Origin of the sequence: Natronosalvus caseinilyticus (assembly GCF_017357105.1) — an archaeon.
Lineage (GTDB): Archaea > Halobacteriota > Halobacteria > Halobacteriales > Natrialbaceae > Natronosalvus > Natronosalvus caseinilyticus.
Genome location: NZ_CP071596.1, coordinates 748,977 through 768,066, shown reverse-complemented (window position 1 = coordinate 768,066; position 19,090 = coordinate 748,977). Strand labels below are relative to the sequence as shown.

General features: G+C 63.1%; 15 protein-coding genes. 3 read left to right on the top strand and 12 right to left on the bottom strand.

What is annotated here, in order from left to right:
• Positions 1-165: 165 nt before the first annotated feature.
• Entirely contained in the window at positions 166-627 is a 462-nt protein-coding gene (locus J1N60_RS03695) for a hypothetical protein (RefSeq protein ID WP_312910799.1), read from the top strand.
• A 228-nt stretch (positions 628-855) separates the two neighbouring features.
• On the opposite strand, the gene J1N60_RS03690 is transcribed toward J1N60_RS03695, so the two are convergent.
• The 11 genes from J1N60_RS03690 to J1N60_RS03640 all read right to left on the bottom strand — a co-directional run bounded on the left by J1N60_RS03690 (position 856) and on the right by J1N60_RS03640 (position 12,089).
• Positions 856-2,916, bottom strand: coding sequence for a DEAD/DEAH box helicase (locus J1N60_RS03690; protein WP_312910797.1), 2,061 nt, complete (start codon positions 2,914-2,916; stop codon positions 856-858).
• A 233-nt stretch (positions 2,917-3,149) separates the two neighbouring features.
• Positions 3,150-3,824 (bottom strand): hypothetical protein, encoded by a 675-nt coding sequence (locus J1N60_RS03685; protein WP_312910795.1) that lies wholly within the window; start codon positions 3,822-3,824, stop codon positions 3,150-3,152.
• Between the two features lie 179 nt (positions 3,825-4,003).
• Complete coding sequence (locus J1N60_RS03680) at positions 4,004-5,323, bottom strand: DUF7345 domain-containing protein (protein ID WP_312910793.1); 1,320 nt, start codon at positions 5,321-5,323, stop codon at positions 4,004-4,006.
• 286 nt (positions 5,324-5,609) lie between these two features.
• Entirely contained in the window at positions 5,610-6,218 is a 609-nt protein-coding gene (locus J1N60_RS03675) for a hypothetical protein (RefSeq protein WP_312910791.1), read from the bottom strand.
• Between the two features lie 198 nt (positions 6,219-6,416).
• Positions 6,417-7,490 carry an ABC transporter ATP-binding protein gene (locus tag J1N60_RS03670; protein ID WP_312910789.1) on the bottom strand — a complete coding sequence of 358 codons (1,074 nt, stop codon included), beginning with the start codon at positions 7,488-7,490 and terminating at the stop codon, positions 6,417-6,419.
• A gap of 2 nt (positions 7,491-7,492) precedes the next feature.
• Positions 7,493-8,656 (bottom strand): FecCD family ABC transporter permease, encoded by a 1,164-nt coding sequence (locus J1N60_RS03665; RefSeq protein WP_312910787.1) that lies wholly within the window; start codon positions 8,654-8,656, stop codon positions 7,493-7,495.
• A 1-nt stretch (position 8,657) separates the two neighbouring features.
• Entirely contained in the window at positions 8,658-9,842 is a 1,185-nt protein-coding gene (locus J1N60_RS03660; protein WP_312910785.1) for an ABC transporter substrate-binding protein, read from the bottom strand.
• A gap of 67 nt (positions 9,843-9,909) precedes the next feature.
• Positions 9,910-10,308 carry a cupin domain-containing protein gene (locus J1N60_RS03655; RefSeq protein WP_312910783.1) on the bottom strand — a complete coding sequence of 133 codons (399 nt, stop codon included), beginning with the start codon at positions 10,306-10,308 and terminating at the stop codon, positions 9,910-9,912.
• A gap of 294 nt (positions 10,309-10,602) precedes the next feature.
• A complete protein-coding gene (locus tag J1N60_RS03650; RefSeq protein ID WP_252701219.1) occupies positions 10,603-10,797 on the bottom strand; it encodes a cold-shock protein in 195 nt (64 codons plus the stop codon).
• A gap of 123 nt (positions 10,798-10,920) precedes the next feature.
• The gene (locus J1N60_RS03645; protein WP_312910782.1) at positions 10,921-11,160 is read right to left on the bottom strand and encodes a hypothetical protein; all 240 of its coding nucleotides are present in this window, start codon (positions 11,158-11,160) and stop codon (positions 10,921-10,923) included.
• Positions 11,161-11,327: 167 nt separating this feature from the next.
• Positions 11,328-12,089 (bottom strand): carbonic anhydrase, encoded by a 762-nt coding sequence (locus J1N60_RS03640; protein ID WP_312910780.1) that lies wholly within the window; start codon positions 12,087-12,089, stop codon positions 11,328-11,330.
• Positions 12,090-13,087: 998 nt separating this feature from the next.
• Between J1N60_RS03640 and hemL the strand changes: the two genes are divergently transcribed.
• Both hemL and J1N60_RS03630 read left to right on the top strand, forming a co-directional pair.
• Positions 13,088-14,440: a glutamate-1-semialdehyde 2,1-aminomutase gene (gene hemL / locus J1N60_RS03635; protein ID WP_312910778.1), complete on the top strand. Its 1,353-nt coding sequence runs from the start codon at positions 13,088-13,090 to the stop codon at positions 14,438-14,440.
• Positions 14,441-14,960: 520 nt separating this feature from the next.
• Positions 14,961-17,438, top strand: coding sequence for an ATP-dependent DNA helicase (locus J1N60_RS03630; protein ID WP_312912528.1), 2,478 nt, complete (start codon positions 14,961-14,963; stop codon positions 17,436-17,438).
• Between the two features lie 175 nt (positions 17,439-17,613).
• Here the strand turns inward: J1N60_RS03630 and J1N60_RS03625 are convergent, their stop codons facing one another.
• Positions 17,614-18,975, bottom strand: a complete 1,362-nt coding sequence (locus J1N60_RS03625) for an extracellular solute-binding protein (protein ID WP_312910776.1) — start codon at positions 18,973-18,975, stop codon at positions 17,614-17,616.
• Between the last annotated feature and the right edge of the window lie 115 nt (positions 18,976-19,090).

The following is a 19,090-nucleotide window of genomic DNA, read 5'->3' as shown; positions in this document are numbered from 1 at the left end:
TCCGATTTTTACGGCTTCCGTATCTCGAGGGGCCACACAGTGTACTCTTCTCGAAAGTGCAACTTAGTCCTCCATTTCGACTCCCATCTCGTACGGATAATGGTTGAATCCCACAGACACTACAGCTAGTAAACAAATATAGGAGAGTAGATGATATTTTACAGTATGAGTGATAAACCAGATGTTGTCCTCTTCGGAATAGCCTTCATTTACGGTCTGGTTGTTCCGGTTGGAATTCTTTATCTGATAATAAATAACAGTGATGTACCCTTGGTGTCCCCGTCTCTTTCGGTTGTGCTTCCAGCCGCCTGGTTTGCGCTGGTTACACTCGGGGTCGTGTTCTTGGGTCGCAGTCTTCACCTTCCGACGGATTCACACCTGGGAGGAGGTATTCTGGGAACGGTCGCTGGATTTGGACTGTTCGACGTTCTGGTTGGGTGGAGTTTCGTGATGTTCACCATTGCACTACTCGCAATACTGGCGGTTATTCTGGGTTCGTGGATTGCCTACGAGTGGAATCGACGCTCGAGAGAGGTTTCGGAACCGCCATACGGTACCTGGCGGCACATTTTCGTGCTGGTAGCGACACCGCCGATTGTCATCATATTCCTGTTGGTTTTGGTCTGATAGATTGGTCGACAGAGAGTTAGTAACTCACCTGCACTGATCGTTAGTCGGGAGCAGTCAAACGGAGAGATGGGAAGCGCTCGTCAGACGACCATCTCGAGCCTTTCGGACCATTCGAACAATTCGAGGAGTTTCGAGCCACAGCACGTCGTGCTCACTGAAACGCGGTCTCGAGAATCACAACAAATACACACAGACTGCTTCAGGCGTCGACAGACCCGAAAACCGTTACAGATCGGATTCCCGCAACTCGATGTCAGCGATCAGGTCGTAGGGATGGGCGTCCTTGCGGATGCCGTCGACGATGGCGAACGCCTCCCCCGGCGAGAGGAAGTGTTCCGTGACCACTCGCCCCAGCGGCGTCGGCGAGAAGCCGTCGATGAAGTCGTACTCGAGCAACTTGCCGATGGCGTGGGTCGTCGGCACCTCGCCGAGCATCCGGTCGTTGAGCGCCTTCGCCGCCTTCCCACCGACCGTAATGTTCGCCAGGGTCTCTTCGATGGCGCCGTCCTCGTCGTAGTGGGTCATCACCGGCTCCATCTCCCCCTTGAGGAGCTTGAAGGCCACCTCGTCCTCGGTCATCTCCATCGAGTTGTGGTAGCTGCAATCGGGTTCGACGAGGACGTAGACGGTCCCCTGGTCGTGGTAGTCCGGGCGTCCCGCCCGCCCGAGCATCTGGTGGAACTCCTGGACCGAGAGCCACTCGATGCCCATCGCCAGCGAGTCGAAGATCACCTGCGAGGCCGGGAAGTCGACGCCCGCCGCCAGCGCTGCGGTGGTGACGACCGCCGCGAGGTCCTGGTCGGCGAACATCTTCTCGACGCGCTTTCGCCGCCGGTAATCGAGCCCCGCGTGGTACGGCGCGGCGTTGTACTCGAGCTTTCGCGAAATTTCGTGACACCGCCTGCGGGAGTTGGTGAAGATGATCGTCTGGCCCCGATACCCCTTCGAGGACTCGGTGTCGAACTCGCGTCTCACGAGTTTGTTCTCGACGTTGACCTTTTCGCGACCGTCGGCGAAGGTGACGTGGCGTTCGATGGGAACCGGGCGCTCCTCGAACTCGATGAGGGTGGCCTCGAGCGCCGCCCCCAGCTGTTCGGCGTTGCCGACGGTCGCCGAGAGGTAGATCCACTGGGCGCCGCCGTAGTTCTCGCGGGCCGCCGCGCGCTTTTCGGCCGTGTACTTCAGCCTCGAGATGAGGCCGTCGAGGCGGTGACCCCGTTCTTCTTCCTTGAGCGTGTGAACCTCGTCGATGACGACGGTGCCGATGTCACCCATGTCCTTGCCCGTCCGGAGTGCGTGGTCGATTCCCTCGTAGGTGCCGACGATGACGTCTGCGTTCGGGTCGAACTGGTTGCCCGAGTCGGCAATTCGGCTCGCGCCGACGCGAATGGAGACGTCCACGAGGTGGCCGTACTCGTCCTGGAAGTCCTCGTACTTCTGGTTGGCCAGCGCGACGAGGGGCACGAGAAAGAGCAGTTTGCCCTTGCCGTTGAGCACGCGGTTGAGCCCCGCGAGCTCCCCTACGAGGGTCTTCCCGGTTGCCGTGGCGCTCACGACCAGCTGGTCGTCACCGTCGAACAGGCCGTTCTCGACCGAGAGGCTCTGGACCGGCAACAGGGTGTCGAACCGGTCCTCGAGCAAATCCTGCAGGCCCGGATGCAGATTGAGGGTGTCGACGCCCACCGGATCGACCTCGTCGGTCGTCGCCGAGATGGTGTCGAACTTCGTGAGGTCCGGATCGAGTCGCCCCTTCAGCAGGTTCGTGATCCGCTGGAGATCCTGCACCTCGAGCATCAGCTCCTCGAGGCGGTCCTTCGCCGCCCCCGTCACGTTCCCGACGTAGGAGAGTTCCCGCTCGAGTTCGCGGGCCGCACAGTCGGTGCAGATCCAGTCCTCGTCGTCCTTGATCGCCGTCTCGGTCGTGATTGGGGAGTATCGGCCCGAAGACGCACAGTACCGACAGGTCCGGACGACCTTCGTCTTCTCCTCGAGCTGATAGCCCGCGAACATGTCCTCGAGTTCCCGACGACTCCCCCGGGAGGTCTGCTCGGAGATGCGGATGCGGCCGGCGCGACGAGCGAGATCGACGAACTCGTCGGGCTGACGGGGCTCCTCGCTCGAGTTACGCTTGACGCGAAACTTCGCGGGTCGTGGTCCTGCCGAGGTCTCCGAGACGCCGAGTTTTGCCCGGAACAGCCGCTTTCCGTCCCGGGTGACCACCACGAGGTAGTCGTTCCCGGTCTCGTGACAAAAGAGCGTCTCGACCTCGGGGACCTGTTTTGACACGCCCGTCAGTAACAGCGTAGCGTACTTGAGCGGTTCGGACTCGGTCGATCGCCAGTGCATCCACACTATAATAACTATAGTTTAATCCGGGCGACTCAGTGACCGTTCTGTCAGCGCGCAAAAACCTCGAGTCGAGGCAAAATGCGAGGAGCGGTATCGAGAGCAGGTTTCGATGTCGAGTTCTCCCGCCGACGATTGCTCGAGAGTACTGTCCGTTCAGCGATTGCTCGAAATTACCGTCCCTGCGACGATCCCGTGTCGGCGCTCTCGTTCCCGCCGTCTCGAGCCGGTTCGTTGCCGCCGTCGGGCGACCGGTCGTCCATCGGCTGGCCGACGCCCTCGCCGGCAATCGACCGCGCCGTCGCTGCAGTGTCCGGTCCTCCGCGCTCGCCAGCACGCTCCCGGAGCGTCCGAATCTCCTCGACGTCGACGCCCTGCGCCGAGAGAACGTCGGTCGGCAACTCACCGGCGGCGTTCGCGGCGATCGCCGCACGTCGCTCGACGCTCCCCATCTCGGCGACGACCTTGGCGACCTCGGCGCGATAGCGCCCCTCGCTGATCTCGCCCGCCTCGCGGGACTCGTTGAGTGTTTCGAGTCTCCCCTCGAGGTCCTCGAGACGACTTTCGTCTGCTCCGTGGCGCTCGGCGATGATCGCCGCCTTCGCCTCGTCGGACTCGGCGTTCGCCAGTTCGAGACCGAACGCTCGTTCGGAGACGTCGCCCTCGAGGTCGGCGTCCTGGACGCCGACGGCGGCCGAGAGCTGTTCGCCGGGGGCGACCGATTCGTTCTCGGTGTCGGATTCCTCCTGCACGGCGCCGTTCGGGACGACGCTCGCCGCCGCGAATGGAACCGCTACCGCCACGACGAATAGGGCAATCGTCAGTGCCATCGATGTGCGTCGATTCATTGGTGGATATTGAACTGGTTCGACGATATACGTTGGAGTCGATGGCCCCGGATCAACGACCATCAACGCGATTCAACGCCGTTTTCGATTCGGTTCCGTCTATCGATTTCGTCGATTTGCCGGTTCTGGCGGTTCCGGCATTGCCATCGCCGCAGACTCGAGACGGACGGCCGAGCGGGTCACGGTCGTCCGTCATCTCCGTGACCTCCGTTATCTCCGTCGCCTCCGTCATCACCGTCACCACCGCCACCACCGGTTGCCGACGAGTCGCCACGCTCGGAATCCACCCCTCCCGGGCCCTCCACCTCCGGAAGCGAGAGCACGTTTTCCCGACCCAGTCGGAAGGACTCGAGTTTGCCCTCCTCGCGGAGGCCAGTGACGACTTTGCTGGTTTTCGCGTCCGTCCAGTCGAGTTCCTCGACGACCGACTGCTGTTTCATCCGGCCGCCACTGGACTCGAGGAGGTGGATGACCTGCTCTTCGTTGCTTAGAAGTTCCACGTCAGGCGTTCCGACGGCGGGCGACGTCGATTGTTCGGCCGGTGACGTTGGCTGATCGGCCGATGACGCCGACTGATCGAGCGGCGACGTCGACCGATCGGCCGGCGGTTCAGACGCTGGTCCGTCTCGAGTTCCCGATTCGTCCCCGGAGTCGCCGAGGTCGGCGCCGGTTTCGTCGACTCGATCCGCCGCCTGTACACCTGAGTGGGTGACCGTATCCCCGCTGCCGCCGTCCTGGCCGGCTGGCTGGTCGCGGTTTCGATACCACCAGGCCCCACCGGCGGCGAGTGCGACGACGACGAGCGCAGCAGCGACCATGGTCGTCGTGCTCGGGCCCCCACCGGCGGCGAGGACCACTCGAGGCTCCCCGGAGACGAAATCGGTCTCGCCGCCGCGCCAGATCACCGCGCGGTCGCGTTCGTCGTCGGGATCGGGTGCGACCGCGGTGCGTTCGTAGCCCTCCGGCCACTCGACGAGCAATCTCGTCCCCTCGTCGAGATAGATCCCTTCGATAGCGTCGCCGACGCGGATCTCGCCGTCTTCGACGGCGGCGAAGCCGTGCCAGTCGAACGTGTACCTGACGACGCCGTACTCGCGCGCGAGCGACTGCCGCTGGGTCTCCACATCGAACCCGTCGACGGTCATCTCCCGACCCGTCGCTTCACTCGCCGTCGCGGCCGTCTCGGTCATCCGGTCGGCGAACGATTGCGTGTAATTGTCGGGATCATCGCGGATGTCCTGGCGCAACGATTCGAATGCCGTCTCGCTCTCGTCGTCGTCGAGCCGAATCCAGAACTCGAGGGTCCACTCGGCGGTCCCGTCGGACTGAATAGCGACGTCCATCCGGACCTCGTCGGCGTCGATCTGGTCCTGCTGGAACGCGTTCGATTCGGGTTGCGTCGCTCCGGCCACGGTCGTCCCGAATACGCCTGCTGTCGGTCCGACGCCGGAGAAGCAGAGCAAGACCACCAGGACAATTGCGCCGACGCGACGGTTCATACGAGTCGATGCTTGCCACGTCGCTTAAAATACACGAAAGTGAGAACGAGAGAGGCGGCTAGTAACGGAGTTCGTATCGCAGCTATCGAGTCGGACTCGGACTGGAAAGGAACTGTCAGCCGGTTCGAGTCGCTTTGGTTATGTTTAAATTTTGTAAAACAGCCGGTCGAGACGGTATCGAACTGTCTCGAAGGTCGGAAGAACGTCTCAGGTTGGACGTGGTTCAGGATCCGTTACGTCCACCTCGAGAGTCGATGACTCCGTGGAGTGGGTCGAAGATTCAGTATTATTCGTCGGTGTCGTCCGACTTCTCGGCGTCGTCGTTAGCGTCTTCCGTGTCTTCGCGTCCTTCGTCATTTTCGTCGTTTTCGTCGTTTTCGTCGTCGCTATCGTCAGTATCGTCGTTTTCGTCGGCTTCCTGCTCGTCACCTTCGTCGGTGTCGTCGTCGGCCTCGTTACGTTCGTCGCGTTCGTCGGACTCCTGCTCGTCCGTCTCCTCCTCATCGTTCGGCGTCACGTCACGGATCGCCTCGCCGAGCGTGCCCTCGAGGCTGCCGTTCAGGAAGGCCGCGATTCGGTCGTGGATCGCGGAAACGTGATCGGAAACCTGCGCGGGGAGGTCGACGTTCGGACCCTGTCCCTGGCGAGCGTCCGCACTACGGTCGGCGCCAGCGGCGTTCCCGCGTCGGTCGTCGTCAGTATCTGCGTTCTCGCCGCGGTCCTCGGCTCGGTCGTCGACACGGTCGTCAGCACCGGCGCGATCGTCCGCTGGAACGTCGGAGCTGTCGTCGCCCGCACCCACGGACGTTGGCGCATTTCCGGGTACTGCGGCGGCGAAGCCGGTCGTTACCACGAGCACTGCCAGCACGGCTGCGATCAGCGTTGTTCGGTTCATGGCTGCACTCGACTCTGGTCGCCAGACCCACTTCAAGCAGCAACTCGGTGGAATCGGTTTTCCGGGGTTTGGCGCCATTTGGCGGCCGTTTTCCTCGGTTTTCTCCCGTTCAACGCGGCTCGAGCGAGCGTTGCGCGGCCGAGACGTCGAGCGGCAAACAGGCCGGTCCCGATGACCCTCGAGCGCACTCGCGCGTCGTCAGCGGTCGACCGGATGGTGGGGCTGGATGATCGGCCCCTCCTCGCCGTAGCCAACGGTCGCGACCACGCCGAAGACCTCCTCGAGCAGGACGTCCGTGACCACCTCGTCCGGCGGGCCCCAGTCGTAGACGCTGCCGTCTCTGAGTGCGACCAGGTTGTCCGCGTAGCGGGCCGCCTGACCGATGTCGTGCAGGACGACGCCGACCGTCACGTCGCGTTCGGTCGTCAGTGCGTCGACGACCTCGAGCACCCGAAGCTGGTGGTGTAAGTCGAGGTAGGTCGTCGGTTCGTCGAGCAAGAGGACGTCGGTCTCCTGGGCTAAGCTCATCGCGATCCAGACCAGTTGCTTCTGGCCGCCGCTGAGGCTCCCGACGTCGGCTTCACGGAGGTGGTCGACGCCAGCCAGGTCGATGGCGCGGTCCACGGCTTCCGCGTCCGCCTCGTCGACCGCGTCGAAGAACCCGCGGTAGGGATAGCGGCCGTGGTAAACCAGTTCCTCGACGGTGATGCTCCCCGGCGAGTCGTGTTCCTGGGAGAGGAGGCCGACCTGCCGGGCGAAGGCCTTCTTCCCGAATTCGTCGGTGTCGTCCCCGTCCAGGAGGACGGCGCCCCGGTCGGGTGCCAGCTGACGGGCGAGCGACTTCAGGAGCGTCGACTTTCCGCTCCCGTTGGGTCCCACGAGGGCCGTCACTTCCCCAGCGGGGAGGTCGATCCGCTCGCACTCGACGACCGGTTCGTCGGTGTCGGGGTAACCGATCTCGAGGTCCGTGCCGACGAGTTCGCTTCCCGTTCGTACAGGTCGGGCGGTGTTCGAGGACGCCCGCGTTGCTTCGGGGACGCTCGAGTCGTCCGATTCGACCGAGTCCTGTCCTGCTTCAACACCCTCGACCTCCTGTCCCTCCTCGGCACCATCGGTCGTCGAGGTGGATTCAAGACTCGACGTTCGTACGGAGCTCGAGCTGGTCCTTTCGTCGTCAGTCTCCGGGGCGTTTTCGGGTTCAGCGTCGGTTGCGTCCGTCGCGTCCGTCTCCTCCTCTCGATCGCTCCCACGGAAGGTTGGCAGGCGTTTCATGCTTAGAGATCACCCAGATGCTTGCGTCTACGCATCAGGTACAGGAAGTACGGGCCGCCGATCAGGCCGGTCAGGATACCGACCGGGAGCTGGTTGGTGCTGCCGAAGAGGACGGCCATGCCCAGTCGCGCACCGACGTCGGCGGCGACCAGCAACGCCGGACCGACGAACAGACAGCCCACGATCAGGCGTTTGTAATCCGAGCCCACGAGCGTCCGTACGGCGTGAGGGACAATGAGTCCGACGAAGCCGACGATGCCCGCCGCGGCGATCGACGACGACGCCGCCACGATAGCGATTCCCGAGAGGCCGAACCGGACGCGCTCGACGGACATTCCGAGCGCGCCAGCGGTTCGTTCTCCCAGCAGGAGGACGTTCAACTGCCTCGCGCCCGCCAGGGCGAGGATCGACGTGAGGATCGTCCAGGGAAGGACGAGTCGAACCTCGTCCCAGTCCGCGCCGGTGAGCGTCCCGGTCGTCCAGGAGATGGCCGTCTGCACGGTCGCCATGTCCTGAGCGAACAGGAGGAGGGCCGTCTGGAGCGAGTTGAAGACGGTGCCGACGATCACGCCCGCGAGTACGAGTCGCACGGGGTTGGTTCCGCCCTTCCAGGCGATAGCGTAGACGAGGACGAACGCGAGCGCACCGCCGAAAGCCGCGCTAATCGGGAGCAACGCCGTCATCCCCGAGAAGATCACGAGCGTAAGCAAGATCGCCAGCCCGGCGCCCGAGGAGACCCCGAGGATGTACGGACTCGCGAGTTCGTTGCGCGTGACCGCCTGGAAGATCGCCCCGGATATCGCGAGATTCGATCCGACCAGCACCGCCGCGAGTACCCGCGGCAAGCGGCCGTTCCAGACGATCGTCGTGTTCCGCGCCAGGTTGGGGAGTTCGTAACTCTCGGGCACGAACAGCACGGTCCGCATTAGGTCCTCGCCGAGGAGGAACGACAGCAACACCCGCTCGTCGTACCAGACGTCGGCGTCGAGGACGGCGTACCACGCCTCCGTGATGGACATCGAGTACACCCCAAAGCTCACCTGGACGAACAGCGAGACGAGCACGACCGCCACGCTCCCGATGGCGACCCCGACCAGTCGAGCGTCTATCCACTCGTAGCTCTCGAGTCGCGCGGATAGTTCCTGTGACGTCCTCGAGTCACCCATTTCAGGGCCCGTCAGTGACGATTTCGGCGACTCGCTCGCGGTCGAACAGGTCGCCCTCGAACCGATCGGGGAACAGTTCCAGTGCGGCGCGTTCCGTCGTGAACAGGTTGATGATGGGGCCCTGGTAGAGCGGACCACCGCGGAACACGCGCTCGTTCTGGACGGCGGCGAGATCGCTCGCCATGGGGTGATCCTGCATGAACGCGAGCACGGAGTCCTCGAATTCTTCGGCGGACTTGGCCTCGTGTCCGCGCACGAGGAGTACGTCGGGGTCGACCTCGAGCATCGTCTCGTAGTCGATCTGACCGCGGTCGTCCGTGCTCAGTCCGTCGACGCCGGTTCCCTCGAGGGCGTCTCCGATGCCGAGGTCGCGCCACTGTTTCTTGCTCGTTCCCTCGCCGAGCCGGTACGGCGAGAACGCTTCGGGCTCCTCGCCGCCCCAGACGAGCAGGGCGCTCGGGCGCTCGGATTCAGGCGGTAACTCCGCCTGGACGTCCGCGATGAACTCGTCGTGGAACGATTTGAACGCCTCGTAGCGCTCCTCGCGCTGGAAGATCTGGGCGACGATCTCGAAGGCCTCGTACAGCGAGTAGTACCGGTAGTCGTGCCACGGGTCGGTCTGTCGGAAAATGACGTTTCCCATGAACGGCGCGATTTCCGTCGAAATCTCGTCTACGTCGGACTGTTCGAGGTTGAACGCGCCGTTTTCGATCAGCCAGTTCGGGTCCATCAGGTGGAGGTCGGCCTCGAGTTCGTAGAACACCTCCTTGTCGATGCCGCCCTCGCCGATTAGCTGGACGAGGTCGTCCTTCTCGACGGAGACGCCCTCGAGTTCGTCGTAGTGCTGGGTGTGATAGCGGGGGAGATTCCCGACCGAGAGGAGACCATCGCCGACGCCGAGCGTAACACCCATGTCCGCGTACCCGGGGAAGTACGTCGCCCACCGTTCGGGCGGCTGGTCGAACTCGAGGGTGCCGACGGGTTCCATCGTGACCGAATAGGAACCGTTACCTTCGTTTTCATCAGTGTCGCTCGAGTTTTCGTTCCCTGTCTCGTTGCCGTTGCCGTTTCCGTCGTTAGAATCAGGATCTTCCTCCCGGCCGGTACCGCTCACGCACCCCGCGAGGCCGACGAGCGCCGCCGTCCCTGTCGCCAGAACCGCCCGTCGCGTTCGATTCGAAGTCATGCGTTTTAGGCTAGCCTAACAGTTTAAAAGTGCGTTGATTTAGGCCGGCCGAAACGAGTCGGTTCGCTTACTCGAGGAGTTCGATCTCGTCGTCGCCGTTGGGGACCGCACAGAGGAACGCGCCCTCGACGTCGGTTTCGTTGCGGTACCAGTGAACGGTTCCGGCCGGGATCAGGAGGGAGTCGCCCGCTTCGACGTCGTACTCTTCGTCGCCGATTCCGACGACGTACTCGCCTTCGAGAACGTACTGCTCGTGCTCGACGGCGTTCGTGTGCGGCGGAACCTCGGCACCTGGCTCGAGGGTGAACCGGCGAATCGCGAAGTTCGGGGCCCCGTGTTCGGCCGCGATGAGGACGCCTTTGGCGAGTCCGTCCGCAGCGTCGACGGATTCGTACTCGACGTCGTCGGTACGGCGAATCGTCGGTTCGGGGTCCGGGTTCGATCCGGCGGATTCGGTGTCGTCCATAGTGGTCGTGAGCGCGTGAGCGACAAAACGGTTCGGACTCAGCAACCCGGATCAGTTTGGGGTACGCTTGACCGCGTCGGCGAGGCCCCGGCGACGAAGGTTCTCGTCGATGAGGGCACCATTTCGTGTCGAGCGAGATTCGTCGTAGTCGAGGACCGTATCCAGGACTAGGACTTGAGTCGGGGCAGTGATGATTGTTCGTGGTTCGAACCGCGACCGCGACACGAGTACTGGCGTCGTCACTCGCGGTCGTAAAAATATAGTTCAAAAACGATACCTCAGTGAATTCCCGATTTACAGGCGCTCGACGTTCGTCGCGCGCGGGCCCTTGGGGGCCTGCTCGATGTCGAACTCGATTTCCTGGCCTTCTTCCAGGTCAGGACCGCCAACGTCTTCCATGTGGAAGAAAACGTCGTCGTCCGCGTCCTCAGTCTCGATGAATCCGTAGCCGCCAGTGTCGTTGAAGAAATCAACGGTTCCTTTCGCCATTGCTTCTGAAGAGAGTCGGGGAAGACGGATAACCGTTCCGATGTAGCCTCCAGCCAAGATGGGCGATTGACAGGGGTCGAGAGCCCTTCTACCGCCGTATTCTGGCGCCGCTTCGAATCGCGGTTACTCCTCGTCCTCGAGTCGCTGGGCGAAGATCGAGACGAAAAAGACCAGCATGAACAGTGAGAACCCGACGACGATTCCGAAGAAGCCGCCCTGGGTGAGATCCACCGAGCTGGTCAGCGAGACGGCGACGAACGCGACGACGAAGACGGCAATCGTCAGGAATCCAATGGCGTAGTAGAAGTTGGTGTCGTTCTCGAGGAAACCCCACAGCGAGTCCCAGATCGGGGGTTGTGGCATACTCGAGCGTTCGAACGCGAGGACGAATAACGTTCGGTCCGCGGGTCGTTTCGCCTCGAGACGAAATCTGTCGCGCGATCGAATTACTTCCGAGTACAGAATCGTTCGATAGCCGTCGGAACGTGGGTGAGAAGGATCATCCTCCGCATCGACTGCAGCGACCGCGATCAGTAGAGCAGGCTCGAGATGCTATCGGCGTACGCATCGGGAAGGTCCATCGCTATGGCCCGCGGGTCGGTTTCGCCGTCGAGGTTAACAAGGTACGCCCGCCCCGGCTCGGACCCGTAGGTTTCGTGAAAGTCGTAGACGAAGCCGTAGCAGGTGACCGAGGACGGAATCGATTCCGCCATTCGAAGGTAGGAGACCTGTCGGTGGACGTTGTACTCGACGAGCTGGTCGATAATCCCGGTGTCGGCGTCGGCGTTTTCGTCGGAACCGTTATCGGTATCGACCAGTTCGCTCTCGAGACCCGACTCGACGACGGGAACGAGCGCCTCGACCCACTTGGTGACCCCGCGCGGGCCCGGGGGTTCCTCGTCGCCCGACGCGACCTCGTAGGCGGCCGTAACGGCACCACAGCCGGTGTGACCGACGACGGCGACTGCCTCCGTATCGGTGTAGTGAATCGGGTACAGAACGCTCCCGTCGACGAATCGCTCGCCGTCCTCGACGTCCCAGATCTGGTTGCCGATCGTACTCGGCGTGAAGATGGCTCCAGGTCGGTCAATCGACCACATCCCTTCCTGTGAGACCCGCGAATCCGAACAACACATGGTGACGGCGTCGGGGTGTTGTTCGTCTCGAACGGCGTCGAAGTAGCCGTCGGGGAGAGAGTCGACGTGGCGTTCGTTCCCCTCGAGGAGGTCGAAGAGGACGGTTGCGTGATCGTCTCGAGCGTCCGTTGAATCGGAGTCGGAGTCGGATGTCATGGGAATCGTCCGGAGTTTCACGTAGACGAACGACGAGAACCGTATAATTGTGTTGGGGATTCCGATCATTGAGCGACCGGACGTCGGCGCCTCGAGCGGGTCGTGATGACTGGCTGCAGCTTGAAGTGGTTGGGGAAAGGCTCAATTTTGAACGGAGAGAGCAGGAGGAGGCGAGACGCGGAGGGTGAGAGGAATCAAGGGCAGAGAGTGGGAGAAGTCAAGGGCAGGAGTAGGAGAAGGATTGGAAGAAGGGGGTGTGCTAGGGAGCGCAGGTTTGGGAGAGGGAGAACCGGGTGACGTCGGGAGTCCCAACGAGATTGGAGAGTTGTGAGTGGAAAAGAGATGATTGTGGTTAGGGAGAGTTGTGAGCGGAAGCTACGAATCATGGGGTATGATACCGCGATCTCCCGGGAGGGAATTTGGAGGGAACCCCCCACCCCTTTGTTTCAGGTGGAGACCGAAATGGAGGGGTGGGGGTGGGAGGGGTTTCTAGGACGGGAAGGTTTAAGATACCTCCTGAGAAATTTGTCCGCAGCACTAGCAAATAACGCATCTTACTAGATAAGTTGGTTTTTGTTACTAGACCCTACTAGAAACGTCGTTCTAGACGGCTTGAGTTACTAGACCGCCTCTTCTCTTCGAATTCACGACTCTCACGGCTTCTCCTGCCGTCTCGAGCAGAGATCGTCCCCACTCAATCACCGAGCCAGCCCTCCCGACCCACGAAACCCACCACCCCTTCGACCATCTCCACCTGAAACGAAGGGGTGGGGGTGTTCTAACCCCGGCAAACCTCTCAGAATAATTCACTTTGCCTCTCTTCGTGATAATAACAAATATCTAATATCAACCTCTGTAGGGCCTAACACCCCTTCGTTTCAACTCGAGAATCACTTCGCTTTCAGGCACGGTCCAAACACTCTCACACCAGCCCAGATCTCGACGGAACCAGACCTCGGTACATCTTTGCCGTCCGCGACCAAAGCGCCGACCATACCATGAACGACGAACGCTCACGCGCGCTGTACGACCGGGCGCTGTCCGTCATGCCCGGCGGCGTCAACTCCGCCGTCCGGGCGGCCATCGAGCCGTATCCCTTTTTCGTTCGGAAGGGCGACGGCGGCCACGTCGTCGACGCCGACGGCAACCGACTCGTCGACTGGGTCATGGGTCTCGGCCCCCTGCTTCTCGGACACGATCTCCCCGACCCCGTCCAGGCGGCGATCCAGCGAGCGGCCAGCGAGGGTCCGATGTACGGTACGCCGACCGAACTCGAGGTTGACCTCGCCGAGTTCGTCGTCCGGCACGTCCCGAGCGTCGAGAAGATTCGGTTCGTCAACTCCGGGACGGAAGCGACCGTCTCGGCCGTCCGTCTCGCCCGCGGAACGACCGGCCGGAACAAGATCGTCATCATGCAGGGCGGGTACCACGGCGCCCAGGAGTCGACGCTGGTCGAAGGCGACGCCGAACATCCCGCTCCCTCCTCCGCCGGCATCCCGCAGGCGTTCGCCGAGCACACTCTTCCTGTCCCGTTCAACGACGAAGCGGCCGTTCGCGAAGTCTTCCAGGAACACGGCGACGACATCGCGGGCGTCCTCGTCGAACCGATCCTCGCCAACTACGGTATCGTCCACCCTGTCGACGGCTACCTCGAGACCCTTCGCGAGCTCACCGACGATCACGACTCGCTCCTGATCTTCGACGAGGTCATCACCGGCTTTCGCGTCGGCGGGCTGGGCTGCGCCCAGAGTCACTTCGGCATCACGCCCGACCTCACCACCTTCGGCAAGATCATCGGCGGCGGGTTTCCCGTCGGCGCCATCGGCGGCCGCGCCGAGTTGATCGAGGAATTCGCGCCCACCGGGGAGGTCTTCCAGGCCGGCACCTTCTCCGGCCACCCCGTGACGATGGCCGCCGGCCTCGAGACGCTCACGTTCGCGGCCGAAAACGACGTCTACGACCACGTCAACGGGCTCGGCGAGACGCTTCGGGCCGGTCTCACCGACATTCTCGCTGATCAGGCGCCGAATTACACCGTGGTCGGAATCGACAGCATGTTCAAAGTAATCTTTACGCGCGAGGGCCCCTCTCGAGACGAACTCGAGGCCGGTGACCAGTGCGAAGCCGGCTGTCGCCAGGATCCCGACTGCCCGCGCTACGAGTACTGTCCGAAGAACGCGGCCGACGTCAAACGAGCCGAAACCGAACGCTGGCGGCGGATCTTCTGGGGCGAGATGCGCGAACAGGGCATCTTCCTCTCCCAGAACCAGTTCGAGAGCCAGTTCGTCAGTTACGGTCACACCGAGGAGGACGTCGAGCGGACGCTCGAGGCGTACAAGGACGCGCTCTGATCGCGCCCGCGCCTCGGAGTCGCCGGCTGGCGTCGTTTCACTGTGTGCCTGGACACCAGTCGCTTCACTGTGTGAAAGCTATCCAAAGGTTTACGTTTCGAGCCATCGCCTCTTCGAGTGGCCACTGGGGGGTGGCCACCTGGGAATACAGGGTCGCGGCTGGTCGTTCCGATGGCCGGCCCGTGTCTTTTGTGGTGCGTTCAGTGGTGGGTTTCTGAATCGTCAGGTGGTGTTCTAGCGAGCCTCGCGTTTCAGCGCAGTGTTGCGCTCTACATCGCCTCGCGTTCCAACGTCGCTTTGCGCACTAGCACCACCCCGCGTTCCAGTCGAGGCGCCGATCCACCGGGCTCGCCCGACGAGTCGATTCGACTGCAAACTCGAGTGACGACGATTCATCTCGTCGCTACCGACCGACGATTCGTTTTCCGACTGCAAACGCCGCTGCCGATCCCTTATATACAATGGCGCGGCCAGATCAGTCCGTCAACGCTATGGACGACCGACGATGAGTACGGAGGAGATGACGGACTGGCGCCCAGTGTTCGGCCACGACGAACCCTACGACGAGCAAGTCGACGGGATCGAGACGGCCATCGAAACCGCTACCGAGGGCGGGTACACGGTTATCGAAGGAGCCTGCGGGACCGGCAAGACGATGATCGCACTCACGGCGGGCATCGACCTGGTTCGCGACCCCGACAGCCAGTACGAACGGGTGTTCGTCCTCACCAGCGTCAAACAGCAACTGCGCCAGTTCGAGACGGACCTCGAGACGATCAACGAGAACCTGCCCACCGACTGGAACCCGATTTCGGGACTCACGCTCGTCGGCAAAGCCGACGTCTGCCCGTACAACCGTGAAAATGCAGGCGGAATCAGCGACGACACCGTCTACGACCGATGCGAAACCCTCCGCGATCGGACGCGCGACCTTACCGGCGAGGGTGGCTCGACGACGGCCGGCGCGCTCGCTGCCCAGGCTCGGAGCCAGCAGCTCGGTCTGGCCGATAGCGGTCGCGGGAGCCGGCACGGGCGCAGCAGTTCCAGTGGAACCGAAGGGGGTACCGATGGCGGAAACGGCGGCGCAGGAACGGGCGGATCGACCGTCAGCAGCGCCGGCGCACGCTATCTCGAGACGGCCGGCGAACCGACGCCGTACCCACCGGAGATGCCGGAGTACAACACTGGCGGCCCCGCGGGAAGCGAGGTCGAGTACTGTCCGTTTTACGCCCAGTATCTCGAGGACCTGCCGGAAGAGGGGGGCGACGCCGATCCAGTCGAAGCGGCTCCATTCGACGTGACCGAAACCGGACTGCTCACGCCCGAAGACCTCGTCGCTGAGTCGGTTCGACACGGCACCTGCCCGCACTCGGTGATGGGGGCCGTGCTGGGCCACGTGGAAGTCGTCATCGGCAACTACTACCACGCCTTCGACCCGACGACGACCGCCGCGTTCACCGGCGCCTTGCTCGACGACTCGACGTTCGTCGTCTGTGACGAAGCGCACATGCTCGAGCCCCGGGTTCGCGATCTAGTGAGCGACAGAGTCGCGGATACCACGCTTCGCGACGCCGAAACGGAACTCTCGCGGGTGCTCCAGCCGGTTCGATTCGACCAGGAGGGTCGCCAGACCCAGGGTGGCTCGAAGACTGCCGATGCGGACCTCGTTCGCGCCGAACTGAACGACACCGACGTCTCGATCGAGGAACTCGAGCGTACCCTCGAGTTCGTCCAGGACCTCCGCGGGGAACTCGACCGTCGAGTTCGCGCCCACCTGGAGCGGACAAATCGGGCCTGGCAGACCGATCTGACGTCGCTCGAGGACGACGAAATCCCGCTTCGCGATCCGACGGTGCCGGCCGAGGACGAGATTTCCGAGTGGGCGACCGGGGCGGGGTACAGCGACGCGATCTGGGTGCGAGCCGAGTCGGTCGGCGCGGTCGTCGAACGGATTCTCAACGAGGCCGAGGACGAGGAGAAGACTCGGGCGTCGCCCGCCGTCGGCCGCTTGCTCGGGGAGTGGTACCGTCGCGATCACACGACGAACTTCCGAGAGATCGAACTCGAGCGAACCTGGGACGAGATGGAACCGGCCGACTCCTGGCGGCGAGCGTACACGGCTCGACTCGCGTTGCACAGCTGCGTTCCCAGCGACGCCATCGGGTCGCGACTGTCGGGGTTCGGCGGCGGGATCTTGATGAGCGCGACCCTCGAGCCGATGGACGCCTTCCGGGAGGTCACGGGCCTCGAGTACCTCGCGCGTGAGGAGGGGCGTCCGGTCGTCGAACGGCAGTACGGCTTGCACTTCCCCGAGGCGAATCGCGAGAGCTTCGCAGTGTCGGTGCCGAAGTTTACCTACGACAACCGGGGGCCGCCTGGCGAGGAGACGCCGACGCGAACTGCGTACGCGGACGCGCTGGCGCAGGTCGCCCGAGTTCCGGGGAACGTCCTCGTCGGAATGCCGAGCTACGGCGAGGCCGAGTGGGCCGCGTCGGTCCTCGAGGCACATTCGGGAGTCGACAAGCCCGTCTTGCTCGACGCCTCGAGCAGCGACGACGCCACGGAATCGCTGAAAGACGAGTTCTTCGCGGGTGGGGGGAAGGTACTCGTCACGAGCCTCCGCGGGACCCTGACGGAGGGCGTCGATTACAGCGGAGACCGGTTGGCGGCGGCAGCCATCTGTGGCGTTCCGATCGTCAACACGGCGAGCCCGCGGACGAAGGCGATTCGGCGAGCCTACGACGACGCGTTCGGCGACGGGTTCACCTACGCGCTGACGGTTCCGGCGGTTCGGAAGGCCAGGCAGGCGATCGGTCGGGTGATCCGATCGCCCGAAGACGTCGGCGTCCGGGTCCTGCTCGACGAACGGTACGCTCGCGACAGCTGGGATTCGGTCCGACAGTTCCTTCCGGACGACGACGAGTTTCAGCCGGTCAGTCCCGACATGCTCGAGTTCGGCCTCGAGCGATTTCGCGAGCGGCTCGAGTCGAGCCAGTAAGGTAGTCTAATTTTCGCGGCAAGATGTCCTCGAGTTCTCGCCGCGACGACTCTGACTTTCCGCCGTGACGCCCCGACCTCCCGTCGCGACGCCTCAACTTCTCGTCGAAACCCCTCAAACTTCTCGCTACTGGAAATTTCGGTAGCGCCCGCTTCAGTGCTCTCGCGGGGTGTTATCAGTAATCGAACTCCTCCTCCCAGGCACCGCGCCACGCTGGAAGGTCGTCCCGCCGGGTTTCGTACGAAAACGTCACGACGGATGGGGGGTCTTCGGCGTGGTCGGCGTAGACGTCGAACTCCTCGGAGAACTCGAGTTCGGCAATGGGTCGCACCGGGTACTGTCCGAGGCGTGGAGCGAGTCCGGCCTGAATCTCCGGCGAGAGCGCGAACTCGAGGAACGTGTAGGCCAGGTCGACGTTGATCGCGTTTTCGAAGATGGCCATCTGGAGGGGTTCGGCGTAGGCCTCCTCGTCGAGGTACGTGACCTGGTACTGATCGGGATCGCCGCCGACGTCGACCGATTCGTCGTCCGAGTCGTCGTCTGCGCTCGAGTCGTCGCCGTTGGAACCGCCGCCGTCCGCATCCGACTCGTCGTCGGCACCCGATTCGTTGGCGTCGTCCGTCCCCGAATCGGTGGAACCGTCGCCGTCGGCCTCGGTTCCATCGGTCGCATTGTCCGAGCCATCAGTTTCGTTTCGCTCGCTTCCCCGGGTTTCGTCGGTATCTGACGTCACTGCCCGGTCGATCGCCGCGAGCGCATCCGCCGCGTAGGCGACGGTCATCGGTCGAGTGCGCTCGGCGTAGGCCAGCAGCGTCTCGACCCAGGTGTCGTAGATGTCGAGTCCGTTGTCCTCGAGTTCGGCCCAGACGGTCAGCGCGTCGTCGGGACCGGCGGATTCGAACAGCCAGTCGAGGAAGGCGCTGCCGCGACCGCGGGATGGCGTCGGGGTGAGCAGCGAGTCGGCGTAGGTCGGTTCCCCGAGCTCCTCGAGTTTGGTCGGTGGGTCGATACGCGTCTCATCGACCATTAGACAGGAGTACTGCGTGCTGACCGGGACGATTCGTCCGGCGGGATCATCGAGGCCGAGTTCGTCGACGACGCCGTCGAGCGTCTCGATTCGATCCCGGTTGAGTTCGCGAAACAGGCCGCCCTCCTCGAGATTACGGTCGACGGTCGCGAGGTTGGCGGCCGAGAGGCCGACGTAGGCGTCGACGTCCGGGAGAAATCCGCGCTGCTCGCGTTCGATGTAGTGGCCGATGCCGGATTCGGGAATCACCCAGTCGACTTCGACGTTGTCGAACGTCTCCTCGAACTGGGTTTTGAGCCAGGCTGAGGCGGGATTCTCGCCATGGGCGAACGCGTCCGTCGTCGCGACTCGGAGGACGCCTTCGTCCTCAGGTTCGTCCGGTTCGTCGTCGCCGTTTGGCTCCTGTGGCTCTGGTTCCGATTCGCGGGTGGCACAGCCCGCGAGCGACGTCAGGGCGAGCGTCGTGGATCCGGTTGCGACGCGAAGGTACGACCGTCGATCCAGTCCCATCGTGCGAGATATCGACGTGCTGGTGCTTAAGTCCGATGTCAGCGCGTTCAAAGGTTTTCGCTCGAGACTGCGTTGCTTCTCGGTCCCCTGATATCGTATCGTTTCCTGACACCTC

Bases quoted from the DNA above. Each gene is read 5' to 3' on its own strand.
- J1N60_RS03695 (WP_312910799.1), top strand. From the start codon at position 166: ATGAGTGATAAACCAGATGTTGTCCTCTTCGGAATAGCCTTCATTTAC.
- J1N60_RS03685 (WP_312910795.1), bottom strand. From the start codon at position 3,824: ATGAATCGACGCACATCGATGGCACTGACGATTGCCCTATTCGTCGTG.
- J1N60_RS03680 (WP_312910793.1), bottom strand. From the start codon at position 5,323: ATGAACCGTCGCGTCGGCGCAATTGTCCTGGTGGTCTTGCTCTGCTTC.
- J1N60_RS03675 (WP_312910791.1), bottom strand. From the start codon at position 6,218: ATGAACCGAACAACGCTGATCGCAGCCGTGCTGGCAGTGCTCGTGGTA.
- J1N60_RS03670 (WP_312910789.1), bottom strand. From the start codon at position 7,490: ATGAAACGCCTGCCAACCTTCCGTGGGAGCGATCGAGAGGAGGAGACG.
- J1N60_RS03665 (WP_312910787.1), bottom strand. From the start codon at position 8,656: ATGGGTGACTCGAGGACGTCACAGGAACTATCCGCGCGACTCGAGAGC.
- J1N60_RS03660 (WP_312910785.1), bottom strand. From the start codon at position 9,842: ATGACTTCGAATCGAACGCGACGGGCGGTTCTGGCGACAGGGACGGCG.
- J1N60_RS03655 (WP_312910783.1), bottom strand. From the start codon at position 10,308: ATGGACGACACCGAATCCGCCGGATCGAACCCGGACCCCGAACCGACG.
- J1N60_RS03650 (WP_252701219.1), bottom strand. From the start codon at position 10,797: ATGGCGAAAGGAACCGTTGATTTCTTCAACGACACTGGCGGCTACGGA.
- J1N60_RS03645 (WP_312910782.1), bottom strand. From the start codon at position 11,160: ATGCCACAACCCCCGATCTGGGACTCGCTGTGGGGTTTCCTCGAGAAC.
- J1N60_RS03640 (WP_312910780.1), bottom strand. From the start codon at position 12,089: ATGACATCCGACTCCGACTCCGATTCAACGGACGCTCGAGACGATCAC.
- hemL (WP_312910778.1), top strand. From the start codon at position 13,088: ATGAACGACGAACGCTCACGCGCGCTGTACGACCGGGCGCTGTCCGTC.
- J1N60_RS03630 (WP_312912528.1), top strand. From the start codon at position 14,961: ATGACGGACTGGCGCCCAGTGTTCGGCCACGACGAACCCTACGACGAG.
- J1N60_RS03625 (WP_312910776.1), bottom strand. From the start codon at position 18,975: ATGGGACTGGATCGACGGTCGTACCTTCGCGTCGCAACCGGATCCACG.